Genomic DNA, 22,294 nt, shown 5'->3' on the forward strand with positions numbered 1-22,294 from the left:
GATCGCACCGCAGTCCGCAGACGACGTGGTCGACGCCGGCGAGACCCCGCCGGCCGCCCCACCACCGGGCAACGACCGCGAGTCCCGCGCGGACCTGCTTCAGCCCGGACCGATGAGCAGTCCCCTGCGGGGCTGGCTCGTCACCGTGATCGTCACGTTGATCGGCGCCGGCGTCCGGTTCTGGAACCTCGGGTACCCGACGGACAAGGGCACGCCCAACTTCGACGAGAAGCACTACGTCCCCCAGGCCGCGCAGGCGCTGCGCAACGGCGGCTACGAGGACAACCCGGGCTACGAGGTGGTGGTGCACCCGCCGCTGGGCAAGCAGCTGATCGCGATCGGCGAGTGGCTGTTCGGCTACGACGCGGTGGGCTGGCGGTTCGCCTCCGCGCTGGCGGGCACGATCATGATCCTGCTGGTGGTCCGGGTGGCGCGCAGGCTCACCCGGTCCGACCTGCTGGGCGCGATCGCGGGCATCCTGCTGATCGCCGACGGCATGAGTCACGTGCAGTCCCGGATGGGCATGCTCGACGCGTTCCTGTCGCTGTTCGTGCTGGTGGCGTTCGTGTGCCTGGTCGCGGACCGGGACCAGACGCGCGCCCGGCTGGCGCTGGCGGTGCGCGAGGGCTGGGTGGACCGGTCGCCGTTCGGGCCGTCGCTCGGGTTCCGCTGGTGGCGCTTCGGCACGGGTGTCGCGCTGGGCCTCGCGTGCGGCGTGAAGTGGTCGGGCGTCTGGTACATCGCGTTCTTCGGCGTGCTGGTGGTCGTGTGGTCCGCGACGGCCAGGCGCGCGGCGGGCGTGGAACGGCCGTGGGTCGGCGCGCTGGTGAAGGACGCGCTGCCGTCCGTGCTGTCGCTGGTGGTGCTGCCGGTGCTGGTGTACCTGGCCACCTGGTGGGCGTGGTTCGGCAGCGAGACGGGCATCGACCGGCACGTGGCGGGCGTGAAGATCCCCGAGGAGTCGTGGATCCCGGACGCGCTGCGCGCCCTTTGGTACAACAACGGCAACGTGCTGGAGTTCCACACCAAGCTGGTCACGTCGGAGACCAACCACCACCCGTGGGAGTCGAAGCCGTGGACGTGGCCGATGGGGCTGCGGCCGATGCTCTACTACTTCCCCGGCACGGTCGAGGGTTGCGGCGCGGCCGGGTGCGTCGCCGCGGTGATGCTGGTCGGCACGCCCGCGATGTGGTGGCTCGCGTTCCCGGTGCTGGCGTGGGCGCTGTGGCGGGCGATCGGCCGGCTGGACTGGCGCTACGCGGCCGTGCTCGTCGGCTACGGCGCGGGCTACCTGCCGTGGTTCGTCAACCTCGACCGGCAGATGTACTACTTCTACGCGATGCCGATGGCGCCGTTCCTGGTGCTGGGCATCACGCTGGCGCTGGGCGAACTGCTGGGCAAGGCCCGCGACGGCGCCGAACGCCGCGGCACGGGGCTGCTCGTGGTGGCGCTGTACGTGGGTCTGGTCGTGGCGAACTTCGTGTGGCTGTGGCCGATCCTCAACGGCGACCCGATCACCCAGGAGATGTGGGACGCGCAGCGCTGGCTGCCGAGCTGGCGGTAGGCGGGCCCGGAAGGCCCGCCCCGCGTCAGCGCACCGGGCGGGTCGGCGGTTCGGGGCGGAACACCCGGGTGACCGGGCCCTCCTTGCTGACGCCCGCCTGGCTCAGGAACGTGCCGAGCTCGCCGCGGACCTGGGCCAGCGTCGGCCGGCGCTGGGGGTCCGGGTCGAGCGCGCTCGTCAGCAGCCGCAGGTGGGTGCTGGTGGTCGGCAGCTTGACGCACGGCTCGCCTTGCGCGGCGGCCATCAGCGACGAGATCGGGTTCTCCCGGGTGCCGCGGGGCGGCTGGCCGGTCAGCGCGTAGCTGACGGTCGCGGCGAGCTGCCAGGCGTCGGAGGCCGGGCTGGCCGCCTCGCCGCGCGCGGTCTCCGGCGCGAGGAAGTCGGGCGTGCCGACCATCATGCCGGTGGCGGTGAGCGTGCTGTCGCCCTTGGACCGGGCGATGCCGAAGTCGATCAGGTGGGCGGTGCCCTCGCCGTCGACGATCACGTTGGACGGCTTCACGTCCCGGTGCAGCACGCCCCGGTCGTGCGCGGCGGCCAGCGCGTCGGCCATGTTGACCCACAGCCGCGCGGCGAGGTTGTCCTGGAGCAGACCGTTGGACACCACGACCTCGGACAGCGGCTTGCCGTCGATGTACTCCATGACGATGGCCAGGCCGTCCGGGTCCTGCACGATGTCGAACACCCGCACGCAGTTCGGGTGGCGCACGGCGGCCAGAGCGCGCGCTTCGCGCAGCATGCGCTGCTCGGTGTCGTTGTCCGGCGCGTGCGCGAGCTTCACCGCGACCGTGCGGTCCAGCTGGGTGTCGACCGCGAGCCACACCGTGCCGAAGCCGCCGCTGCCGAGCTGGCGCACCCGGCGGAACCGGCCGCTCGCCGGGTTCCACACCTTGCCGGGCTCGGGGGTCGTCGGCTGGGACGCGGTGGACGCGCCGGGGCCGAAGGGCAGCGGGCCGGGCGTGTCGGCGAGCTTGGACGGCTGGGCCGACTGCTGCTGCTGCTGCGCGGGCTGGTTCACCGAGTGGTCGACGCGCGTGGGCGGCGGCTGCGCGGCGGGCTGCTGGGTCGGCGGCTTCTGGACCGGTGGCACCGGCGGCTGGGTCACCGGGCGCACCGGCTCGACCGGCGCCTCGGACACCCTGGTCGGCGGGTAGTGCCGGTTGGGCGGCGTCGGCCGGTACGGCGGAACGGGCTGGTAGGGCGGGATCTGCGCGGGCTGGTAGGGCGGCGGCTTCTGCCCGCCCTGCTGGTGCCCGTGCTGGGGGTTCTGCTGCGGGTTGTGCTGGGGGTTCTGCTGCGGGTTGTAGGGCGGCGGGTTGTGCGAGACCGCGGGCTGCGGTGCGCCGCGATCGCGGCCGGGGCGGTTCAGCATGGCCGTAGTCAACCCGAAAACCCGCACCACGAGGGAGCCGATCAGCGCAATCGGGAAGAACCCGAGCAGCAGGTGGCCCACCAGCGTCACCGGCAGTGCCGACACGGCTACCAGCAGGAACAGGAACGGCGGCCAGAACACCCGGCGCGGCCAGCTCGGCCCGAGCCGGAACGCCGAGCCCGCCTGGAGCATCACGAAGATCAGGCACAGCAGCGCGAGGAACGCGGTCAGGCACGCGGCCACCAGGAAGACCACGCCGTTCGTGTTGGTGATCGCGCCGTAGATCGGCGGCGAGTCGACCAGGTAGTCGCCCTGGGTGAACACGCCGCACGGCGAGTCGCCCAGGGTGTCCATACCGGGCAGCGACCCGGCCCGCAGCACCTTGTAGGTGTTGGAGAACAGCACGTAGGGCAGCACGAGGGTGCTCAGCACGCCGATGATCGCGAACAGCGCGCCGACCACCGGACCGTAGGAGTTGCCGACGACCCGGCGCACGGTGATCGCGAGCAGCGCGCCCACCGTGGGCAGCACGCCGACCAGCGCGCCCATCGCGGTCACGGTCCAGGCCCAGTCGCCGGCGCAGAGCGGCACGCCGGCCCAGCCGTGCAACCACGCCAGCAACGACTCGGCCAGGTCCACGCCCCACCACTCCTTCGCGTCGCCCCTCAGGGTACGGGGACCGGCCGCTCCGACAGGTCCACCTCGTGGTGTCGGTCCGCTCACCCGGGGGAACGGACGAGTACCGCCGGGTGACCCCTCCCGCGCCGGGCGCCCTCCTCGGTAGCGTCGGTGTGGTGGCTGGCCTGATCACCGTGGCGGTGCCCGTCGGTCGAATGGACCACGAGGTGCGCGGAAGATCCGGGCTGGTGGCGTCGTTGCGCGGGCCGGGCGGGCGGATCGTGGTGCTGCACGGGCCGGACGGCGTCGGCAAGTCCACCGTCGCCGCCGAGCACGCGCGCGGCGCGGCCGTGACGACGTGGTGGCTCGACGCCGCGCACCCGCTCGCGCGCCGGGAGTTGGCGCTGCGCGTCGGCGCGCCGGTCGAGGCCTCCCCCGCCGAGCTGTGGGCCGCGCTGGACGCGGTGGTCGCGCCGTGGCTGCTGGTGCTGGACGACGCCGAACCCGCGGTCGTGGCGCGGTGGCTGCGCCGGCCCAAGGCCAACGGCACGGTGCTGATCACCTCGACGTCGGACGCGTGGCCGGGCGCGACCGCGCTCCGGGTGCCGCCGCTGCCCGCGAAGTACGGCGCCGCGGTGCTGCTGGACCTGGCCCGGCACGCGGGCGACCGACCCCGGGCCGAGGCGCTGGCCGCGGCACTGGGCGGGTCGCCGCTCGAGCTGCGGCTGGCCGGCCGGTTCCTGGCCGCCGCGGTCGACGTGCCGGTGCTGCCCGGTGAGCTCCTGCCCCGGACGTTCGCCTCCTACCCGGTCGACGTGCCGGCGGTGGACCTGGCCGCGCGGAGGCACCCGGCGGCCCGGCCGCTGCTGGAGGTGCTGTCCGGGCTCGCGCCGACGCCGATCCCGCCCGCCCTGCTGGACGCGGAGGCGCTGCGGGCGGTGCCGGGGCTCGAGGGGATCACCGCGGACGAGCTGGGTGTGCTGCTGGCCGACCTGGTCCGGCTGGGTCTGGTCGACCGGCGGACGTCGACGCTGGCCGTGCACCCGCTGGTGCGCCGGGCGTGCCGGGGCGGTCGGCTCACCGGCCTGCTGGACGTGATCACCGCGCGCGACGAGTCGGTGTGGGCGGCGGTGCTGCCGCTGTGCACCGACCTCGGCGACTCGGCGGCCGCGGCGGACGTGCGGCTGCGGGTCGGCCGGTCCTGCCGCCGGCACGGCCTGGTGGAGGACGCGGAACGGCTCTACCGCTCGGCGCTCGCGACCCGGTCCCGGCTGTTCGGCGAGCACCACCCGGCCGCGCTGGAGGTCCGGGCGAGCCTCGTCGCGCTGCGGCACGACCGCGGCGAGTACGCGCGGGCCGCCGACGAGTACCGGTCCCTGGTGGCGCTGCTGGCCGACGTGCTGGGCCCGGACCACGAGCTGAGCCTCGTCGCGCGGGCCAACCTGGGCGTCGTGCTGTGGCGGCGCGGCGAACTGGCCGAGGCCGAGGCCGTGCAGCGGGACCTGGCGGGCGCGCTGGGCCGGGTGTTCGGCCCCGAGCACGGGCACACGCTCGCCGCCCGACAGCGGCTCGGGCACGTGCTGCGCCGACGTGGCGAACTGGAGCGGGCCGAGGTCGAGTACCGGTTCGTCGCGGTGAGCAGGCGGCGGCAGCTGGGCGACCACCCGGACACGGCGAAGGTCGAGGCGCGGCTGGAGGCCGTCATCCTCGACCGGCTGGAGGACTCACTCGGCGAGTCGTGACGGTGCCCGTCGCGGAAAGTGAAGGGGCACAAGGAAAAGGGGGGTCCGGCCGAAGCCGGACCCCTCCTCCGCGCGCGGACTTGCCGCTAGCCCACGCGCTGCCACAAAGCAGGCACCGAAGGCGGTTCCCAGCCGGCTTGGGCCGTGTGCCCCTGCAAGCACCTGTACCCGACACCGTTGTACGTGACCTGCGTTCCGGCCGCGTACGCGGTGCCCTGCTGCCAGGTCGTCTGGCCGGGGTTGCCGGTCGTCGTGGTGGGACCGGTCGGCCTCGTCGTGCTCGTGGGAGGCGTTCCGCCCTCGATGACCAGCTGGAGGCCATACGCCTGGAGGATCTCGTTGACCGGCTGGAAGTACATGATCCCGCCGGACGAGCAGTCCCCGGTACCGCCCGAGGTGACGCCCTGCGCCTGGTCGCCCGCCAGCCACGAACCACCGGAGTCGCCGGGCTCGGCGCACGCGTTGGTCTTGGTCAGGCCGGACACGGTTCCCTCTTGGTAGGTCACCGACGCGTTCTTCTGCTGGATCGTGCCGCAGTGCCACCCGGTGGTGGAGCCGGACCGGCAGACGGAGGCGTTCAGGGGCGCCTCGGTCGAACCGGCCACCGCGACGGTGCCGGAGTACCGGTTGACCAGGCCGCGCGGGGTGTTGCCCGCCGCGACGCGCACCCAGGCGTAGTCGTTGCCCGGGAAGCTGGAGCCCTGGAACGAGCCGCTCGGCTGCGTGGTCGACGCGCCCTGCGTGCCGCAGTGGCCCGCGGTGACGAAGCCGCCGTTGACCGAGAAGCCGACGGAGCAGCGCGTGCCGGCGCCGATGTAGTACGCGTTGCCGCCGATCACGTCGATCAGCGGGCGCGGGTTCTCGGTGGACTGCTCGACGCGCACGTCGGCCAGGTCGAGGCCGCTCGCCTTGGCGAACGCCTTGCCGGCCTCGACGTCGCGGGCCGACACGACCACGGTGTTGTTCTGCGTGTCGACGTACCAGCCCGGCACCGTCTTCGGCGCGTTGCGGGAGTTCTGGTCCAGCTTGACCTTCAGGGCGTCGAGCTGGGCCAAGCTCTTGTCCACCAGCTTGGGCGTGGCGCCCGCGTCCCGGACGAGCTGGATCTGACTCTGGATCTGGCTCTGGATCTGGCTGTCGGGCCTGGTGCCGACGATCAGCTGCGTGCCGTCCGCGTTCATCCACGCGCCGGCGAACGCCGGGCCGAGCTTGGCCTTCAGGGCGGCCTCCGTGCGACCGGCCTCGGCCTCCTTCGCGATGCGGGTGCGGGCCTGGTCGGGGCTGATCTTGAAGTCCCTGGCCATCGCCGCGATCACGGCGGCGTCCTGGGACTCCTGTTGTTGCGGCGGACCGGCGTTCGCCGTGCTGGTCAGAGCAACTGCCACTCCGGTGGCGCTCAGGACCGCGACGGCGACGGCGGCGGCGATGCGTCGAGTCATCCGCTGTCTCCTTGCAGGGGTGGTGACACGGGATGCGGGGCCGTTCGCCACGACGCTAGCCATCTGCAAGATCAGGCGGATATTCCAGTCAAGTCATACCGTTGACTTATGGTCCATACCACTGGGGATCGTCTACCGGTGTTGACCTGCGACGTCACAGCAGGCTGAGCTGCGTCCCCTTCTTCCGGCGCCGCGGCTGGGAATCGCCGATCTGCTCGAAACCCCGCAGTTCGGCCAGGAACGGCGACCGCGGCCGACCCGCGGTGTGGCTGAGGAACAGGTGCCGCTGCGCGCGGGTCATGCCGACGAACAGCAGCCGGCGCTCCTCGTCGGTGTCCTCCTCGTCCGGCGCGCCCGGCCAGCGCAGCGGCAGCAGGCCGTCCTCGCAGCCGACGACGAAGACCACGGGGAACTCCAACCCCTTCGAGGCGTGCAGGGTGAGCAGCGAGATCCGGTCCGCGCGCGGGTCCCACGTGTCGACCTCGACGCCGAGCGCCAACTCGGTGTGGAACCGCTCGAAGTCGTCGCCGCACTCGGCGGCCAGCGGCTTGAGCAGCTCGTAGGCCGTGTGGTCCTCCCCCGCGACCGCGCGCACCCGGTCCAGCACCGTCGCGCCCGCCGCGAACGGCACGTCCTTCACGATCCGCGCCACACCCGGCCGGTCCGCGAGCCGGTCGTGCGACCGCTTCTGGAACGGCAGCCCGGACGCGGTGAGCGCCTCCACGACCGCGCGCGACTGCCGGTCGGTCCGGTAGAGCACGGCGAAGTCGGAGAACCCGAGGTTCTGCGTGCCGTCGGTGGACACCAACCCGCTGTCCAGGGCGTGGAACGACGCGCCGCCGATGACCTGCTCGATGGTCCGCGCCACGAAACCCGCCTGCGCGGCCTCGGACGACGCGTGGTGCACGCCGATCCGCGCGTCGCCGTGCTCGCCCATCGGGGTCAGCTCGCGGCCGGGCACCAGGGTGGTCGGCGTGATCACCCGCAGCGCGCCCTCGACCACCCGGGCGCTGGACCGGTAGTTGCGGGTCAGGTGCACGGTCCGCGCGGTCGGGAAGTCCTCCGCGAACCGCAGGAAGAAGCCGACGTCCGCGCCGCGGAACCGGTAGATCGCCTGGTCCGGGTCGCCGATGGCGGTGATGTTGCCGTCCCGCGGCGCGAGCAGCCGCAGCAGCCGGTACTGGGTCTCGTCCACGTCCTGGTACTCGTCCACGCAGATCCAGCGGTACCGCGCGCGGTAGTGCTCGACCAGCTCCCGGTCGTTCTCCAGCAGCTTGACGGGCAGCTCGACCAGGTCGTCGAAGTCGACCAGGTTCCGCTCGCGCAGCGCGCCCTTGTAGTCGGGCGAGTCCTTGAGCTGCTCCTGCTGGTCCGGGTCCGCGATGCCGAAGTCCGGCGCCAGGCCCGCGCGCTCGTGCTGGTCGCGCAGGATCCGCACGCCCAGGGAGTGGAAGGTCGCGATGGTCATCCGGGCGTCCGGCACGAGGTGCGCCAGCCGTTCGGCCATCTCCTCGGCGGCCCGGCGGGTGAACGTGATCGCGAGGCAGTGCGCCGGGTCCACGCCGTGCGCGGTGACCAGGTGGGCGAGCCGGTGGGTGAGGGTGCGCGTCTTGCCCGTGCCGGGGCCGGCGATGATCAGCAGCGGTCCGCCGGTGACCGACGCGGCCGCCCGTTGCTCGGGGTCGAGCCCGTCCAGCAGCCCGGAACCCGGCTCGGCCTTCGGCTTCGGTTGCGGCTGCTCGACCTTCGGCCCGGGCCGGTAGGTCTTCCTGTCCACAGTGGACTGCACCGGCTCGGGCCCGTCGAACAGGCCGGGCGCGGCCGTGCGGCGGTGCAGCTCGCCCGGTTCGAACAACCGGATGACGCCGTACTCGCCGTCGTACCCGGCGTCCCGGACCACCTCGCCGCGCCGCAGCCGGCCGACGGCCTCGCCGAGCAGCGTGGAGTGGGCGGAGATGTCGTCCACCGGAACGTCCTGGAGGATCCCCAACTCCGGCCCGAGCGCGGCCGTGAGCTTGTCGATCTCGCCCTGCACCCTCTTGCTCTTCGGCCCGGTGCCGGCGATCTCGCCCACGATCTCGGGCAGCGGCACGAGGTTGCGGAACGGCGCCGTGCCGGCGGGCCGGAACCCCTCCTCCCGGTCGGCCAACTCCTCGACCCGGCTGAGCACGCCGACCGTGAGCGGCTTGCCGCACTCGGGGCAGATCCCGTGGTGCGCAAGGGTTTCCCCGGGTTCGAACCGCACACCGCACTTGCGGTGCCCGTCGACGTGGTACTTGCCCTCCTCGGGGAAGAACTCCAGCGACCCGGCGTGCCCGATCCCCGTTTCCAGCGCCCTCTTCACCGCGTAGTAGTCGAGGTCGGTGTCGAACAGCGTGGCCTCGCGCCCGAGCGCGGGCGGCGAGTGCGCGTCGGAGTTGGAGACGAGCCGGTACCGGTCCAACCCGGACACCCGCCAGTTCATCTCGGGATCGCTCGACAACCCGGTCTCGACGGCGAAGATGTGGTCGGCCAGGTCGACGTAGCAGTCGGCCACCGCGTCGAACCCGGACTTCGACCCGAGCACCGCGAACCAGGGCGTCCACACGTGCGCCGGCACGAGATAACCGCCGCACTCCAACGTGATCTCCAACAGGTCCCGCGAGTCGAGCCCGAGGATCGGCCGCCCGTCCGACCCGAGGTTCCCGATCCGCCCGAGCCGCGCGTTGAACTCCGCGGCGCTCTTCAGGTCGGGCATGTAGACGAGGTGGTGCACCTTCCGCGTCTTGTCGCCGCGCTTGTAGATCGTGGAGATCTCCACCGACAACATGAACCGCACCGGCGCGCCCGCCAACCGGGGCGCCAACGTCCGATCGATCTCCCGCTCCAGCTCGTCCCGCAACCGGAACACCCCGGGCTCGGCCTCCACGAGCGTCTCGCGAAGGTGGTCGTACCAGGCGGGATGGGTGAAGTCCCCGGTACCGACGAGGGAAATCCCCTTGCGCCGAGCCCACCAGGTCAGGTGCTCCAGATCGCAATCCCGGCTGCACGCCCGGGAGTACTTGGAGTGGATGTGGAGATCAGCGACGAAGCGCACCACAAGATCCTACCGACCCGGGCGACGCCCATCGCGGTCACACCACCGCGGTCCGCGCCGAACGGCAGGCGCCCCGGACGACCGGCAGGCTGCGATCGCCAAGCGGTCGACGTGCCCCGGTTCCGCCGGTGGCCGTGATCCGCCGTCGTGCCACTCCGGCGGAAGCCGCCGGAACCCCGCCCGGGAAGGGGCGCACCTACGCCATCGAGTGGCACTGGACCTGACCGGGCTCACCGCCGCAGCCGCGGGTCGTGCGACGGGTCGGGGTACAGGGGTGGGCAGCCTTCGGGGCGGAGTTCGAAGTGCCACGGTTCGTTGCGGTAGACGAGGCACAGGCCGTGTTCGGCGCCGTGGGCGGCCAGCCAGGCGCGGGCGGCCGGAGGGCCCAGGTCCACGGCGTGGCCCGCGACGTGGGCGGAGGTGTCGGGGGTCGCGACCCAGCGGGCGGCTTCCTCCGCGGAGCCGTGTTCGGCGATCGCCTCGCGCAGCAGTGCCGCCTGGTACTCCGGGGAACGCCAGCCGCCGTTGACGACGAAGCCGACGCCGTCGGCCGCGGCGGCGGCCGCGGCACGGCGCAGGGCGTCCAGGAGCGCGGGGGCGAGGTTGGTCACGGCCGGTGTCGTGGTGTCGAAGACCGTCACGGGCTCGGAGACGGCGCCGTGCGCCTCGCCGAGGGCGCGGCGGGTGGCCGATTCGCTGGTGGGCACGGTGACCAGGCAAGTGGGCACGGCGTTGTCGGCGCGTACCCGGTTTTCGATAAGCCCGCGATACGCACCCACCCCTAGCATCGGGGGCATGCGCGTGCTGGTCGTGGAGGACGAGCCCTACCTGGCGGAGGCCATCCGCGACGGACTGCGGCTGGAGGCGATCGCCGCCGACCTCGCGGGCGACGGTGACACCGCGCTGGAGTTGTTGAGCGTCAACGCCTACGACATCGCGGTCCTCGACCGGGACATCCCCGGTCCCTCCGGCGACGAGGTCGCGGAGAGCATCGTCGCCTCCGGCAGCGGCCTGCCGATCCTGATGCTCACCGCCGCCGACCGGTTGGACGACAAGGTCTCCGGGTTCGGCCTCGGCGCCGACGACTACCTCACCAAACCGTTCGAGCTGCGGGAACTCGTGCTGCGGCTGCGGGCGCTCGACCGGCGGCGGGCGCACAACCGGCCGCCCGTGCGGGAGATCGCGGGACTGCGGGTGGACCCGTTCCGCCGCGAGGTCTACCGCGACGGCCGCTACGTCGCGTTGACCAGGAAGCAGTTCGCCGTGCTGGAGGTGCTGGTCGCCGCCGAGGGCGGCGTGATCAGCGCCGAGGAGCTGCTGGAACGGGCGTGGGACGAGAACGCCGACCCGTTCACCAACGCGGTGCGGATCACGGTCTCGGCCCTGCGCAAGCGGCTCGGCGAGCCGTGGATCATCGCCACCGTCGCGGGCGTCGGCTACCGCATCGACCGGAACGCGGCCGGACGTGGATAGGGAGCCGGGGCTCAGCGTCCGCCTCAAGCTCACCCTCAGCTACGCCGGTTTCGTGCTGATCGCGGGCACCCTGCTGCTCGCGGCCGCGCTGGTGTTCCTGCTGAACTACCGGGACTGGGGCAGCGACCCGGTGTCGGGCATGGCGATCGGACCGTCGCCCGGCGGCCTGGTGCGCGGTTTCGCGCCGAGCGCCGCCCTGGTGCTGGTCTTCCTGCTGGTGTTCGGCCTGGCGGGAGGGTGGTTCCTGGCCGGGCGCATGCTCGCGCCGCTGTCCCGGATCACCGCCGCCACCCGCAAGGCCGCGAGCGGGTCGCTGTCCCACCGGATCCGGCTGCCGGGCCGCGAGGACGAGTTCCGCGAGCTGGCCGACGCCTTCGACACGATGCTCTCCCGGCTCGACGCGCAACTCGCCGAGCAGCAGCGGTTCGCCGCCAACGCCTCCCACGAGCTGCGCACCCCGCTCGCGATCACCCGAACGCTGCTCGACGTCGCCCGCACCGACCCGGACCGGGAGGCGGGCGACCTGGTCGACCGGCTGCACCTGGTCAACAGCCGGGCGATCGACCTCACCGAGGCGCTGCTCCTGCTCAGCCGGGCCGACCGGCGGTCGTTCGCCCGGGAGCGCGTCGACCTGTCGCTGGCGGCGGAGGAGGCCACCGAAACCCTTCTGCCCCAAGCGGAACAACGCGGCATCACCATCGAGACCGGCGGCGAGGTCGCCCACACCAGGGGATCGCCCGCGCTCCTGCTCCAGCTGGCGACGAACCTGGTGCACAACGCGATCGTGCACAACCTGCCCGAGCACGGCGCGGTGCGGGTCACGACCGGCCACCGGCACCGGGCCGTGGTGCTCGTCGTGGAGAACACCGGCGAGCCGCTGTCCGCGCAACTGGTCGCCACGCTGGTCGAGCCGTTCCGGCGCGGCGCCGAACGCGTTCGCACCCACCACGCGGGCGTGGGCCTCGGCCTGGCGATCGTCAAGAGCATCACCGAGGCCCACGACGGCACCCTCACCCTCACCCCGCGCCCCGGCGGCGGACTCCGCGTCACGGTGCGCCTGCCCGCCGCGCCACCGCGCTGACCGCGTGCTCAGCGGGCGGACAGCCGCCGCTCGGCGATCCCGGTGAGCACGTGCCGGGCCAGGACGGCGCCCGCGTCGGGCGTGCCGGTCGCCGCCGCGCGGGCCGACATCGACGCGATCCACCCCGGGTCGGTGAGCACGGGGAGCAACGCGGTCGCGATCCACGCCGGGGTCAGCTCGGCGTCGGCGACGAGCAGCGCACCGCCCGCCGCGACCACCCCGTCGGCGTTGCGCCCCTGTTCACCGCCGCGCAGCGGCAGCGGGACGTACGCGGCGGGCAACCCGACGGCGGCCAGTTCGGCGCACGTCATCGCCCCCGAGCGGCAGATCGCGAAATCGGCGGCGGCGTAGGCGTACCGCATCTCCTCGACGTAGGGCACGACGACGTAGGGCGGGTCGCCGTCCGGCACCTCGACGACGTGCCGCGGCCCGGTGACGTGCAGCACCTGCACCCCCGCCGCGCGCAGGGCCGACGCCGCGCCGGACACCGCGACGTTGATCGTCCGGGCGCCCTGCGAACCACCGGTGACCAGCAGCACCGGCAGGTCGGGGCGCAGGCCGAACCGCCGCCGGGCCTCCTCGCGCAGCGCGGACCGGTCGAGCCCGGCGATCTCCGGTCGCAGCGGGATCCCGATGGGGACGCCGCCGGGTAACCGGACGCCCGGCGCGGCGGTGAACACGTGCCCGGTCATCCGGGCCGCCAGCCGGTTGGCCACGCCGGGCAGCGCGTTGGCCTCGTGGACGAAGATCGGCAGGCCGAGCCGGCGCGCGGCGAGGTACGCGGGCAGCGCCACGTACCCGCCGAACCCGACCACGGCCTCCGCCCGCACCCGGCGCAGCACCGCCTGGGTCGCCCGCACCGAGTCGCGCAGCCGACCCGGTGTGCGCAGCAGGTCCCGGTTGAGCCGACGCGGCAGCGGTGCGGGCGGGATGAGCTCGAGCGGGTAGCCGCGTGCCGGGATCAGCGTGGTGTCCAGGCCGCGGACCGTGCCGAGCGCGGTGATCTCGGCCGTGGGCTCCAGTCGCCGCACCGCGTCGGCGAGGTTCATCGCGGGCTCGATGTGCCCGGCCGAGTGGCCGCCGGCGACGACGACGCGCGGCGCCGTCACCCCGGCCGTCCCGGGCGTGCGACGGGGAAGTCGAAGTAGGTGTCCGGGAAGGGCTCGTCCCGCAGCGCGTAGTGCCACCACTCCTGGTCGTACCGGGTGAAACCGCAGGCCTCCATGATCGCGAGGAGGTGCTCGCGGTTCCCCGCCTCGACCCGGGTCACGCCGGTCGCGCCGTGGTGCGAGATCGGGTCCATCAGGTCGTGGCCACCGCCCATGGGCACGAGTTCGCCGGTGGTCAGGCGGTAGAGCGTCAGGTCGACCGTGCTGCCGCGGCTGTGCCCCGACCTCGTGGCCACGTACCCCTGCTCGACCATCTCCGCCCGCTCGAGGTTCGGGTAGTGCCGCGATTTCGTCCGACCGTCCTCCGGCCGCGCCGACCAGCGCAGGAAGCACTCCACCGCGCGCTGCGGGCGGTAGCCGTCCCACAGCAGCAGGCCGAAGCCGAGCGAAGCCGCCTTCTCCCGCGCGTTCGCCAGGGCGCCGCACAACTCCACCGTGCCGACGATCCGGTTCACCGCGTACCCGTCCACGGGTTTGCCGGTGAAGTTGTCCCACGTCGCGTACTTGGCGTCCCACCGGATCCCGGGCACCAGGTCGTCCACGAAGGCGAACCCGTCCTTCATCGGGTCGTCCCCTCCAGCGCCGCCGACACGACCCGGTCGACCACGTCGCGCAACGAGAGGCCGGCGGCGGCCATCATCCCGGGGTAGCGGCTGTAGGAGGTCAGCCCGGGCAACGTGTTGACCTCGTTGAGCACCACCGTGCCGTCGTCCTTCAGGAACAGGTCCACCCGGGACAACCCCCGGCACCCCAGGGCCCGGTACACCGCCTTCGCGGTCTCCTGCACGAGCACCCGCGCCTCCACCGGGACGTCGGCCGGCACGATCGTCACCGAGTTCTCGGAACCGCTCTCCGGCGCGCTCTCCTGGTGGATCTTGAAGAAGCCGTGCGACAGCGCGATCCGGTCCACCTCGCCGACGACCAGGTCCGGGTCGTTCCCCAGCACGGCGCAGCCGACCTCGCGGCCGACCACCGCCTCCTCGACCAGCACCTTGGAGTCGAACCGCCGCGCGTCCTCCAGCGCGCCCGGCAACTCCTCCTTGCGGGCCACCTTCCCGACGCCGAAGGACGACCCCGACCGCGCCGGCTTCACGAAAACCGGGTAGGTGAACTCCTCGGGGTCCGGGTTCTCGTCGGGGCCGACGGTCCGGACGGCCGGCGTGGCGATCCCCGCGCCGCCGACGACGAGGTAGGTCAGGGACTTGTCCATGCACAGCGCGGAGGCCTGGACGTCGCAGCCGACGTAGGGGATGCCGGACAGCTCCAGCAACCCCTGCACCGCGCCGTCCTCGCCGTGCCTGCCGTGCAGCACCGGGAACACCACGTCGAGCCGGATCGCCTCGTACCGGCCGCCGTCGAGCACGAGCAACCCGTGCACCCCGCGGTCCGGCGACAGCACGACCGGCCTGCCCGCGTCCGCCCAGTCGCCGTCCGGCCCGTCGCAGAGCCTCCAGGAACCGCTTTCGGTGATCCCGATCCAGAACGGTTCGTACTTCCCGACGTCGAGGCTCCCGGCGACCTCCCGGGCGGACTTGACGGAGACGGGGTGTTCCTCCGAAACACCGCCGAACAGGATCCCGACCTTCACCCTAGCCATGCTGCTGCCCGCTTTCGAAGTTCACGCAATTGATGAGACTGTTCGCCACGGTGTCGCTCAACGCGTGGTCCGTGTAATAGGCGGTGTGCGGACTGATGAGCACGTTCGGCATTCGCTGCAACCGCGCCAGGAGCGCGTTCCCGACGGGTTCGTCCCGGAAGTCGGAGTAGAAGATGCCCTCCTCGCCCTCCAGCACGTCCAGCGCCGCGCCGCCCAGCCGCCCCGACTCCAATTCCTCGACCAGCGCCCCGGTGTCCACCAGACCGCCGCGCGCGGTGTTGACCACGATCGCGCCGTCCTTCAACCGCGCGAGCCGTTCCCGACCGAGGAGGTGACGCGTGCCCGCGTCGAGGGGTACGTGCAGCGAGACGATGTCGCTCAACTGCGCCAACTCGTCGAGCGGCACGTAATCGGCCGAGTTCCGCGGCCGGTTGTCGTAGGCCAGCACCCGGCAACCGAAACCCCACAACCGGTCCACGACGGCCGAGCCGATGCGCCCGGTGCCGACGATCCCGACGGTCAGGTCCCGCAGCTCCCGCCCGCGCACGTCGTTCAGCCGGTAGTCGTGCACGTCGGCGCGCCGAATGGTGGTCTTCGCGTTCCGCACCGCCATCAGCATCAGCATCACCGTGTAATCGGCGACGCTCTGCGGCGAATAGGCGACGTTGCCCACCGCGATACCGACGCTCTCCGCGTACGCCACGTCGAGGTGGTTGAAACCGATGCTCCTGGTGGAGAGGTACTCCACCCCGACCCGAGCGAGCGCGCGGAGAGTGGAATCGGTGACCCGGGCCTTGTGCCCGACGCTGACACACCGATTGCCCGCCGCCAACCCGACGTTGACCTCGGACACCGGAGCCGCGGTGATCCGCGGCACGACACCGCACCGCGGCGCCATCTCCCGGAACAGCACCGCCTCGTCCGGCTCGCAGCCGTACACCGTGATCCCCGTCGGCGGACCGACCGAGGAGAACGCCGACAACCCGGTGCGCCGAACCGGTTCGCGCTGGGACATGAACCCAGTCAAACCGGCACGACGTTGCCGACACGTATCCGCTTTTCGATACACCGGCGATATGCGGACCGCGCGAAAGGCACCCGAACAGCGAAAAACCCCTTCCGCCACCATGGGTGGAAGGGGTTTCCCCGTTCTCCGTGGAGCCGACCACACGGAGAGCCGATCAGCTCGGCTTCCGCATCTCCTCGTAGGCTTCACGCAGGTCCGCCGCCTCCGGCAGCCCCTTCGCCTCCACCACTTCCTCGTTCACCCTGTCGCCCACCAGCAGCGCGAGCGACAGGTGCGATAGTGGTGTTCGGGATCCTCCGGCCTGGCCAGCGGTGCCGCCGAGCGGTGGACCTCGGCGCTCGCCTGGCGCGGGTTCCCCCGCTCGTCGTGCACGAGTGTTCGACCGACTGTCACGCGCGATCCCGGACACAGGCACCGGGAGGTCTCGTCATGCCGTTCAGCATTCGCGCGACTGGCCGGCGTGCCCGTCTTCCGCGTGCCCCAGCCCACCGCGGTCATGCAACCAGAAGGGGCAGACACCGAGTTATCGGTATCCGCCCCTGAAGGTGTTCGTGCAATGAGTACTTTGGTGGAGCTGAGGGGAATCGAACCCCTGACCTACTCGATGCGAACGAGTCGCGCTACCAACTGCGCTACAGCCCCGTGTTCAGTTGTCCACAGCCCGGCCTTCTGACTGCCCTGCTGTCGTCGTGCGGGAGAAGCATATCAGTACCCAGGGGGGTGGTTTCACCACCCCCCTCACTCACCCGAGGCACGCCGGTACGGCAGGGCGTCCGGACCGTCCAACTCGTCGAACGCCGGATCCTCGTCGTCCATGTCCACGACCACCGTGCCCGGCCGGACCTGGTGGCGGAAGCGCGGCTGCGGCTCCAGGGCCGACTCCGACTCCTCCTCCACCGGGCGGGCCGCCGGACGGCGGCGCGGCTGGGTCAGGCGGGCCTGGCGGCGGGCGCGGATCTCCTCCTCCATGCGGACCTGGCGGCGCAGGTACGCGAGGTAGCCCACGAGGGCCAGGTCCACGCCGGCGTGGCCCCACCACGCGAGCGGGTACAGCAGGCCCGCGAGCAGACCGGTCGCGAGCGCGGCCACGAGCAGGAACGCGACCACGCGGCGGCGGAAGGCGTACTTCGCCTGCGCCGCGACGGCCGCGGTCTCCGGGTCGTAGCCACCCCGTCCGGGGCGGTACGGCCGGATCTCCTCGTACTCGTCGTCGAACTCGTCGTCCTCGAACTCGGCGTCAGGCATGGCGTCGTACTCCTCCTCCATGCTGCTGCGCGCGTCCGCGCGCTTGCGCGCCACGATGGGGACGAGGACGACCAGCCAGGCCACCACCAGCCCGACCACGATGAGCGAACTCGGCATCCCCGTCACCTCCCCCTACCCCGCGGCGCACTCGGTGCGTACGCCACGCTAGTCACAACAGTCACACCTGTGTCGGAGGCTCGCCGACCGGAGCACGTACCAAAGTGTGGTCTATCACCCACTTCCGGGTGATCCGAATAATCCGAACAGCCCCCTGATCAGGCGGTTCGGGCGAATCCCCGGGCAACCAATCGGCGCACCAGCCCCTCCGGCGCCGCCTCCTCCGCGGTCATCGCGAAGCACAGGTGGTCCCGCCAGCCGCCGGCCACGTCCAGGTACCGCAGGAACAGCCCCTCCTCGCGGAAACCGGCCTTGGCCAGCACGCGCAGGCTCGCCGCGTTCTCCGGCCGCACGGTCGCCTCCAGCCGGTGCAACCCGGCCGCGCCGAAGCAGTGGTCCACGACCAGCGCGACCGCCGCCGTCGCGACACCGCCGCGCGCCAGGTCGGCCGCCACCCAGTAGCCGACCCACGCCGACCGCAGCGACCCGCGCACGATGTTGCCCACCGTGATCTGGCCCGCGAGCCGACCGTCCACCGTGATCACGAACGGCAGCGCCTGGCCGCGCCGGGCCAACGCCTTCAGCGACGACCACTGGCCGGGCCACGCCAGCGCGGCGTTGCGCTCGTCCCAGCCGTCGACCGCGGTCGGCTCCCACTCCTCCAGGTAGGCCTGGTCGCGCAACCGCAGCCGCGACCACACCGAGGCGTCGAACAGCTTCGGGGGACGCAGGGCGACGACGCCCGCGGCCACCCGGAGCGGTCCGAGCCGCGCGGGCCACCCGGGGTGCCTGCCCCCGTCCCACGCGAGACCCGCGCTCATCTATCCCCTCTGGGCCAGGAAGCTGACCAGCACCTCGTCGCCCGACGACACGTCGGTGACGTCCTCGTCCACCATGATCAGGCAGTTCGCCTCGGCCAACGACGCCAGCAGGTGCGAACCCGACGTGCCGAGCGGCTGCACCAGGTACTCGCCGTTGTCGGCGTCGCGCAGCAACTGGCCGCGCAGGAACCCGCGCCTGCCCTTGGTCGAGGTCAGCGGCGACAGCAGCCGGGCGCTCACCGCGCGCCGGTACGGGTTGCGCTTGCCCAGCGCGGCCCGGATCAGCGGCCGCACCAGCACCTCGAACACGACCAGCGCGCTCATCGGGTTCGCGGGCAGCAGGAACGTGGGCACGGCGTCCGGGCCGAGCCGGCCGAAACCCTGCACCGACCCGGGGTGCATGGCGACCCGGGTGGTGTCCACGTCGCCCAGCTCGGCGAGCGCGGCCTTCACCTCGTCGCCCACCGCGCCGCCGACACCGCCCGCGATCACCACGATCTCGGACAGCAGCAGCCGACCCTCCACGACCTCGAGCAGCCGGCGCGGGTCGGCCGACTGGATGCCGACCCGGCTGACCTCGGCGCCCGCGTCCCGCGCGGCGGCGGCCAGCGCGTAGGAGTTGACGTCGTAGACCTGGCCCTGACCGGGCGTGCGGTCGACGTCCACCAGCTCCTCGCCGACCGACACGACCGACACCCGCGGCCTCGGGTGCACCAGCACCTTGTTGCGCCCCACGGCGGCCAGCAGACCCACCTGGGCCGCCCCGATCGCCGCGCCGCGGCGCACCGCCACGTCACCCGTCTGCACGTCCTCGCCGGTGCGCCGGACGAACGCGGCCGACGGCACGGGCGTCTTCACCGTCACGTTCGCCGCGTGCCCGTCGGTGTACCCGAGGGGCACCACGGCGTCGGCCAGCGTCGGCAGCGGCGCGCCGGTCGCGACCCGGACGGCCTGACCGGGCTGCAACCGCCGCGGCTGGCGCGACCCCGCGGGGATCTCGCCGACCACGGGCAGCTGCACCGGCTCCTCGGCCGCCGCCTGCACGTCGACGCTGCGCACCGCGTAGCCGTCGACCGCGGCCTGGTCGAAACCGGGCAACGCGCGTTCCGCGACGACCTCCTCGGCGCAGAGCAGACCCTGCGACTCGGAGATCGCCACGCGCACCGGTGCGGGCCGCACGGCGGCGGCGACGACGCGGTGCAGCTGCTCGTCCACTGACCTCATAAGACGACCTCAGTTCAGCCGAGACGTGCCCGGAGCCACTGCTCCAGTTCCGCGCCGTAGTCCGGGTGCTCAAGCGCGAAGTCAACCGCAGCTTTCAGGAAACCACCGGGATTGCCCAGGTCGTGTCGTCCGCCGCGGTGCACCACGACGTGCACGGGGTGCCCCTCGTTGATCAACAGCGCGATGGCGTCGGTGAGCTGCAATTCGCCGCCGGCGCCCGGCGTGATGCGCTTGAGCGCGTCGAAGATCGCCCGGTCCAGCAGGTACCGGCCGGCCGCCGCGAACGTCGAGGGCGCGTCCTCCGCCTTGGGCTTCTCGACCATGCCGACGACCTGCTTCACGTCGTCGTCGCCGGTCTCGCGCACGTCGAACACGCCGTAGGCGGAGATCTGCTCGCGCGGGATGTCGAACGCGCACAGCACGCTCCCGCCGAACTTCTCCCTGGTCGCGGCCATGGTCTTGAGCACGCCCGTCGGCAGCACGAGGTCGTCGGGCAGCAGCACCGCCACCGCCTCGTCCTCGCCGGTCAGGTTGCCCTCGGCGCAGCCGACCGCGTGCCCGAGGCCCAACGCGCGGTCCTGGATCGCGGTCTCCACGCTCAGCAGGCCCGGCGCCCGGCGCACCTTGGCGACCAGGTCGTGCTTGCCGCGCGACTCGAGCGTGGCCTCCAGTTCGGGCTGCGGTCGGAAGTAGTTCGCGACCGAGTCCTTGCCCGGCGAGGTCACGATGACCAACCTGGTGGCACCGGCCTCGGCGGCCTCGGCGGCGACGAGTTCGATGCCAGGGGTGTCGACGACCGGCAGCAGCTCCTTGGGCACCGCTTTGGTGGTCGGGAGGAAGCGCGTGCCCAGTCCCGCCGCGGGCACGATTGCTGTCTGGAAGACGCTCATGAACAGCGAGCGTAACGGCGTGCATAGGGGTGGTCGTGACGACGTCCGGAGAATGTGATCGGAAGGCGGCGGAACGCGCGCGGCTGCGTGCCACAAGGCGTACCGGCGCTTGCGCCCCTTTGTCCTCCGAAGTGCTCCAGGCGACTGCGGCGTTCGGCGTTCCCGCAGGTGGGACGGTGTGCGCGTATTTGCCGGTCGGTAACGAGCCCGGCTCGGCGGCGATGTTGGACACGCTTGCCGAGTCCGGTTTCCGGGTACTCCTCCCGGTTGTCGTCGGACCGGCGCCGCTGGACTGGGCGGTTTACGCGCCCGACGAACTCGCGCCGGGCCCTTTCGGACTTCGGGAACCGTCCGGTCCGCGCCTGGGCCCGACCGCGATCGGCGCCGCGTCCCTGGTGCTGGTGCCGGCCCTGGCCGTCGACCACCGCGGCGTCCGGCTCGGCAAGGGCGGCGGCCACTACGACCGCTCGCTGCCGTTGACGAACGCGCCACTGGTGGCGTTGGTGCGGGACGCGGAATTCGTGCCGTACGACCTGCCGGCCGAGGCGCACGACGTCCGGGTGGACGCCGTGCTGACGCCCGGACGGGGCCTGCTGCGCCTGCCGCTGTGACGTTGACCAGTGTTGTTTGCGTGACGTATGCCGGCCGGCGCATCATCGTGTCTGGCACTCGTGACGTAGGAGTGCCAACGGGACTCGTGGAGGGCAAACCGTGCCGACCTACCAGTACGCCTGCACCGAGTGCGACCACCGCTTCGAAGAGGTCCAGTCCTTCTCCGACGCGGCGCTGACGGAATGCCCCCAGTGCGGCGGCAGGCTCCGCAAGCTGTACGGCGCGGTGGGCGTGGTCTTCAAGGGCAGCGGCTTCTACCGCACCGACAACAGGACCTCGACCCCGTCCTCCACCACGGCGACGAAGTCCGAGTCGACCCCGGCGAGCACCCCGTCGACTCCTTCGACCACGACGAGCACCTCAGCCGCGGCGTCGTAGGAATCCCCAAGTTGTCCACAGGCCCCCGAGTTGTCCACAGCTCGGGGGCCAACCATTTCCCCACCCCGAAACCGCCCGTACCGTCGTCCCCATGCCCCGCACCAGAAAACTCCTCGCCGCCCTGTTCGCCCTGCTAGGCGCCCTGATCACGTGGTGGCCGACGCCTCCGGGCACCGAGGTCGCGGTCACCACGAGAGCCCTGCCCCCGGGCATCCCGCTGACCGAGGCAGACGTGGAAACCCGTCACGTACCCCCAGGGTTATCCCCAGCCGACGCGGCCACCAAGTCGACCGCCATCGGCCGCACCCTGACCTCCCGAGCAGGCCCAGGCGAATACCTGACCACCACCCGCCTGACCCCACCCAACCCCACCAGGACGTCGGTGGCCGTCCGCCTCCAGGACAAGGCCATCACCACCCTGCTGAAACCGGGCGACAAGGTGAACGTGGTAACCCCCGAGGCCACAATCCTGGCCGAGGACGCCACAGTCGTGGCGATCAAGGACGACGACACCCTGGCAATCCTGTCCACCACAAAACAAACAGCCACCACCCTGGCCGCCCAATCCCTGACCACCCCACTGGCCCTGACCCTCAACTAGCCCCGCCACACAACACCGCCACACCCACGCCACCCACACCAGCCGCCAAGGCAACGCCCGGCCACGCCGACCAAGCCAGGCCAGGCCACGCCGACCAAGCCAGCGGCCTCGTGTTCTCCCCGTATGGCCTGGGCGCAGCCCAACCACATTTGGCACGGGGGCGCCGAGAACTCAGGACCGCACCCACACTCCAAAGCCGGCGCCCCCGTGCCAAATGTGGTTGCCAGCGGTGACCCGTTGATCAGCGC

19 protein-coding genes and 1 tRNA gene are annotated in these 22,294 nt (G+C 72.2%); 7 read left to right on the plus strand and 13 right to left on the minus strand.

The genetic code is table 11. The features are described from left to right. The first annotated feature begins 112 nt into the window (after positions 1-112). Positions 113-1,564, plus strand: a complete 1,452-nt coding sequence (locus AB0G50_RS07790) for a phospholipid carrier-dependent glycosyltransferase (protein ID WP_360103508.1) — start codon at positions 113-115, stop codon at positions 1,562-1,564. A gap of 25 nt (positions 1,565-1,589) precedes the next feature. On the opposite strand, the gene AB0G50_RS07795 is transcribed toward AB0G50_RS07790, so the two are convergent. After that, complete coding sequence (locus AB0G50_RS07795) at positions 1,590-3,575, minus strand: serine/threonine-protein kinase (RefSeq protein WP_360103458.1); 1,986 nt, start codon at positions 3,573-3,575, stop codon at positions 1,590-1,592. A 155-nt stretch (positions 3,576-3,730) separates the two neighbouring features. On the opposite strand from AB0G50_RS07795, the gene AB0G50_RS07800 reads away from it, so the two are divergent. Next, complete coding sequence (locus AB0G50_RS07800) at positions 3,731-5,296, plus strand: tetratricopeptide repeat protein (protein WP_360103460.1); 1,566 nt, start codon at positions 3,731-3,733, stop codon at positions 5,294-5,296. 86 nt (positions 5,297-5,382) lie between these two features. On the opposite strand, the gene AB0G50_RS07805 is transcribed toward AB0G50_RS07800, so the two are convergent. The 3 genes from AB0G50_RS07805 to AB0G50_RS07815 all read right to left on the minus strand — a co-directional run bounded on the left by AB0G50_RS07805 (position 5,383) and on the right by AB0G50_RS07815 (position 10,518). Next, positions 5,383-6,735 carry a carbohydrate-binding protein gene (locus tag AB0G50_RS07805; protein ID WP_360103462.1) on the minus strand — a complete coding sequence of 451 codons (1,353 nt, stop codon included), beginning with the start codon at positions 6,733-6,735 and terminating at the stop codon, positions 5,383-5,385. 154 nt (positions 6,736-6,889) lie between these two features. Further along, complete coding sequence (locus AB0G50_RS07810) at positions 6,890-9,811, minus strand: UvrD-helicase domain-containing protein (RefSeq protein WP_360103464.1); 2,922 nt, start codon at positions 9,809-9,811, stop codon at positions 6,890-6,892. A gap of 230 nt (positions 9,812-10,041) precedes the next feature. After that, positions 10,042-10,518 (minus strand): D-alanyl-D-alanine carboxypeptidase family protein, encoded by a 477-nt coding sequence (locus AB0G50_RS07815; RefSeq protein WP_360103466.1) that lies wholly within the window; start codon positions 10,516-10,518, stop codon positions 10,042-10,044. Between the two features lie 88 nt (positions 10,519-10,606). On the opposite strand from AB0G50_RS07815, the gene AB0G50_RS07820 reads away from it, so the two are divergent. Next, complete coding sequence (locus tag AB0G50_RS07820; RefSeq protein WP_360103468.1) at positions 10,607-11,284, plus strand: response regulator transcription factor; 678 nt, start codon at positions 10,607-10,609, stop codon at positions 11,282-11,284. Then, positions 11,277-12,365: a HAMP domain-containing sensor histidine kinase gene (locus AB0G50_RS07825; RefSeq protein WP_360103470.1), complete on the plus strand. Its 1,089-nt coding sequence runs from the start codon at positions 11,277-11,279 to the stop codon at positions 12,363-12,365. The genes AB0G50_RS07820 and AB0G50_RS07825 overlap by 8 nt, the downstream gene beginning before the upstream one ends. Positions 12,366-12,373: 8 nt before the next feature. On the opposite strand, the gene AB0G50_RS07830 is transcribed toward AB0G50_RS07825, so the two are convergent. The 9 genes from AB0G50_RS07830 to AB0G50_RS07870 form a co-directional block, all read right to left on the minus strand. Beyond that, positions 12,374-13,474 carry a UDP-N-acetylglucosamine--N-acetylmuramyl-(pentapeptide) pyrophosphoryl-undecaprenol N-acetylglucosamine transferase gene (locus AB0G50_RS07830; protein ID WP_360103472.1) on the minus strand — a complete coding sequence of 367 codons (1,101 nt, stop codon included), beginning with the start codon at positions 13,472-13,474 and terminating at the stop codon, positions 12,374-12,376. Continuing rightward, complete coding sequence (gene vanX / locus AB0G50_RS07835; RefSeq protein WP_360103474.1) at positions 13,471-14,097, minus strand: D-Ala-D-Ala dipeptidase VanX; 627 nt, start codon at positions 14,095-14,097, stop codon at positions 13,471-13,473. The genes AB0G50_RS07830 and vanX overlap by 4 nt, the downstream gene beginning before the upstream one ends. Then, a complete protein-coding gene (gene vanA, locus AB0G50_RS07840) occupies positions 14,094-15,131 on the minus strand; it encodes a D-alanine--(R)-lactate ligase (RefSeq protein WP_360103476.1) in 1,038 nt (345 codons plus the stop codon). Before vanA ends, vanX begins: the two co-directional genes overlap by 4 nt. Continuing rightward, positions 15,124-16,029: an NAD(P)-dependent oxidoreductase gene (locus tag AB0G50_RS07845; RefSeq protein ID WP_360103510.1), complete on the minus strand. Its 906-nt coding sequence runs from the start codon at positions 16,027-16,029 to the stop codon at positions 15,124-15,126. Before AB0G50_RS07845 ends, vanA begins: the two co-directional genes overlap by 8 nt. 695 nt (positions 16,030-16,724) lie before the next feature. Then, positions 16,725-16,800, minus strand: a tRNA-Ala gene (locus AB0G50_RS07850). A 96-nt stretch (positions 16,801-16,896) separates the two neighbouring features. Beyond that, positions 16,897-17,520 carry a gephyrin-like molybdotransferase receptor GlpR gene (gene glpR / locus AB0G50_RS07855; protein ID WP_360103478.1) on the minus strand — a complete coding sequence of 208 codons (624 nt, stop codon included), beginning with the start codon at positions 17,518-17,520 and terminating at the stop codon, positions 16,897-16,899. 158 nt (positions 17,521-17,678) lie between these two features. Then, positions 17,679-18,341, minus strand: a complete 663-nt coding sequence (locus AB0G50_RS07860) for a GNAT family protein (protein ID WP_360103480.1) — start codon at positions 18,339-18,341, stop codon at positions 17,679-17,681. Further along, positions 18,342-19,565 (minus strand): gephyrin-like molybdotransferase Glp, encoded by a 1,224-nt coding sequence (gene glp, locus AB0G50_RS07865; protein ID WP_360103482.1) that lies wholly within the window; start codon positions 19,563-19,565, stop codon positions 18,342-18,344. Positions 19,566-19,579: 14 nt separating this feature from the next. Continuing rightward, positions 19,580-20,455 carry a UTP--glucose-1-phosphate uridylyltransferase gene (locus tag AB0G50_RS07870; protein WP_360103484.1) on the minus strand — a complete coding sequence of 292 codons (876 nt, stop codon included), beginning with the start codon at positions 20,453-20,455 and terminating at the stop codon, positions 19,580-19,582. Between the two features lie 35 nt (positions 20,456-20,490). Between AB0G50_RS07870 and AB0G50_RS07875 the strand changes: the two genes are divergently transcribed. From AB0G50_RS07875 to AB0G50_RS07885, 3 genes are all read left to right on the plus strand, one after another. Next, a complete protein-coding gene (locus AB0G50_RS07875; protein WP_360103486.1) occupies positions 20,491-21,066 on the plus strand; it encodes a 5-formyltetrahydrofolate cyclo-ligase in 576 nt (191 codons plus the stop codon). A 100-nt stretch (positions 21,067-21,166) separates the two neighbouring features. Beyond that, positions 21,167-21,445 carry an FmdB family zinc ribbon protein gene (locus tag AB0G50_RS07880; protein WP_360103488.1) on the plus strand — a complete coding sequence of 93 codons (279 nt, stop codon included), beginning with the start codon at positions 21,167-21,169 and terminating at the stop codon, positions 21,443-21,445. 91 nt (positions 21,446-21,536) lie between these two features. Next, on the plus strand, positions 21,537-22,046 hold the full coding sequence (locus AB0G50_RS07885; protein ID WP_360103490.1) for an SAF domain-containing protein: 510 nt from the start codon (positions 21,537-21,539) through the stop codon (positions 22,044-22,046). Positions 22,047-22,294 lie beyond the last annotated feature (248 nt).

Origin of the sequence: Actinosynnema sp. NPDC020468 (genome assembly GCF_040642015.1) — a bacterium.
In the GTDB taxonomy this organism is placed as follows: Bacteria; Actinomycetota; Actinomycetes; order Mycobacteriales; family Pseudonocardiaceae; genus Actinosynnema.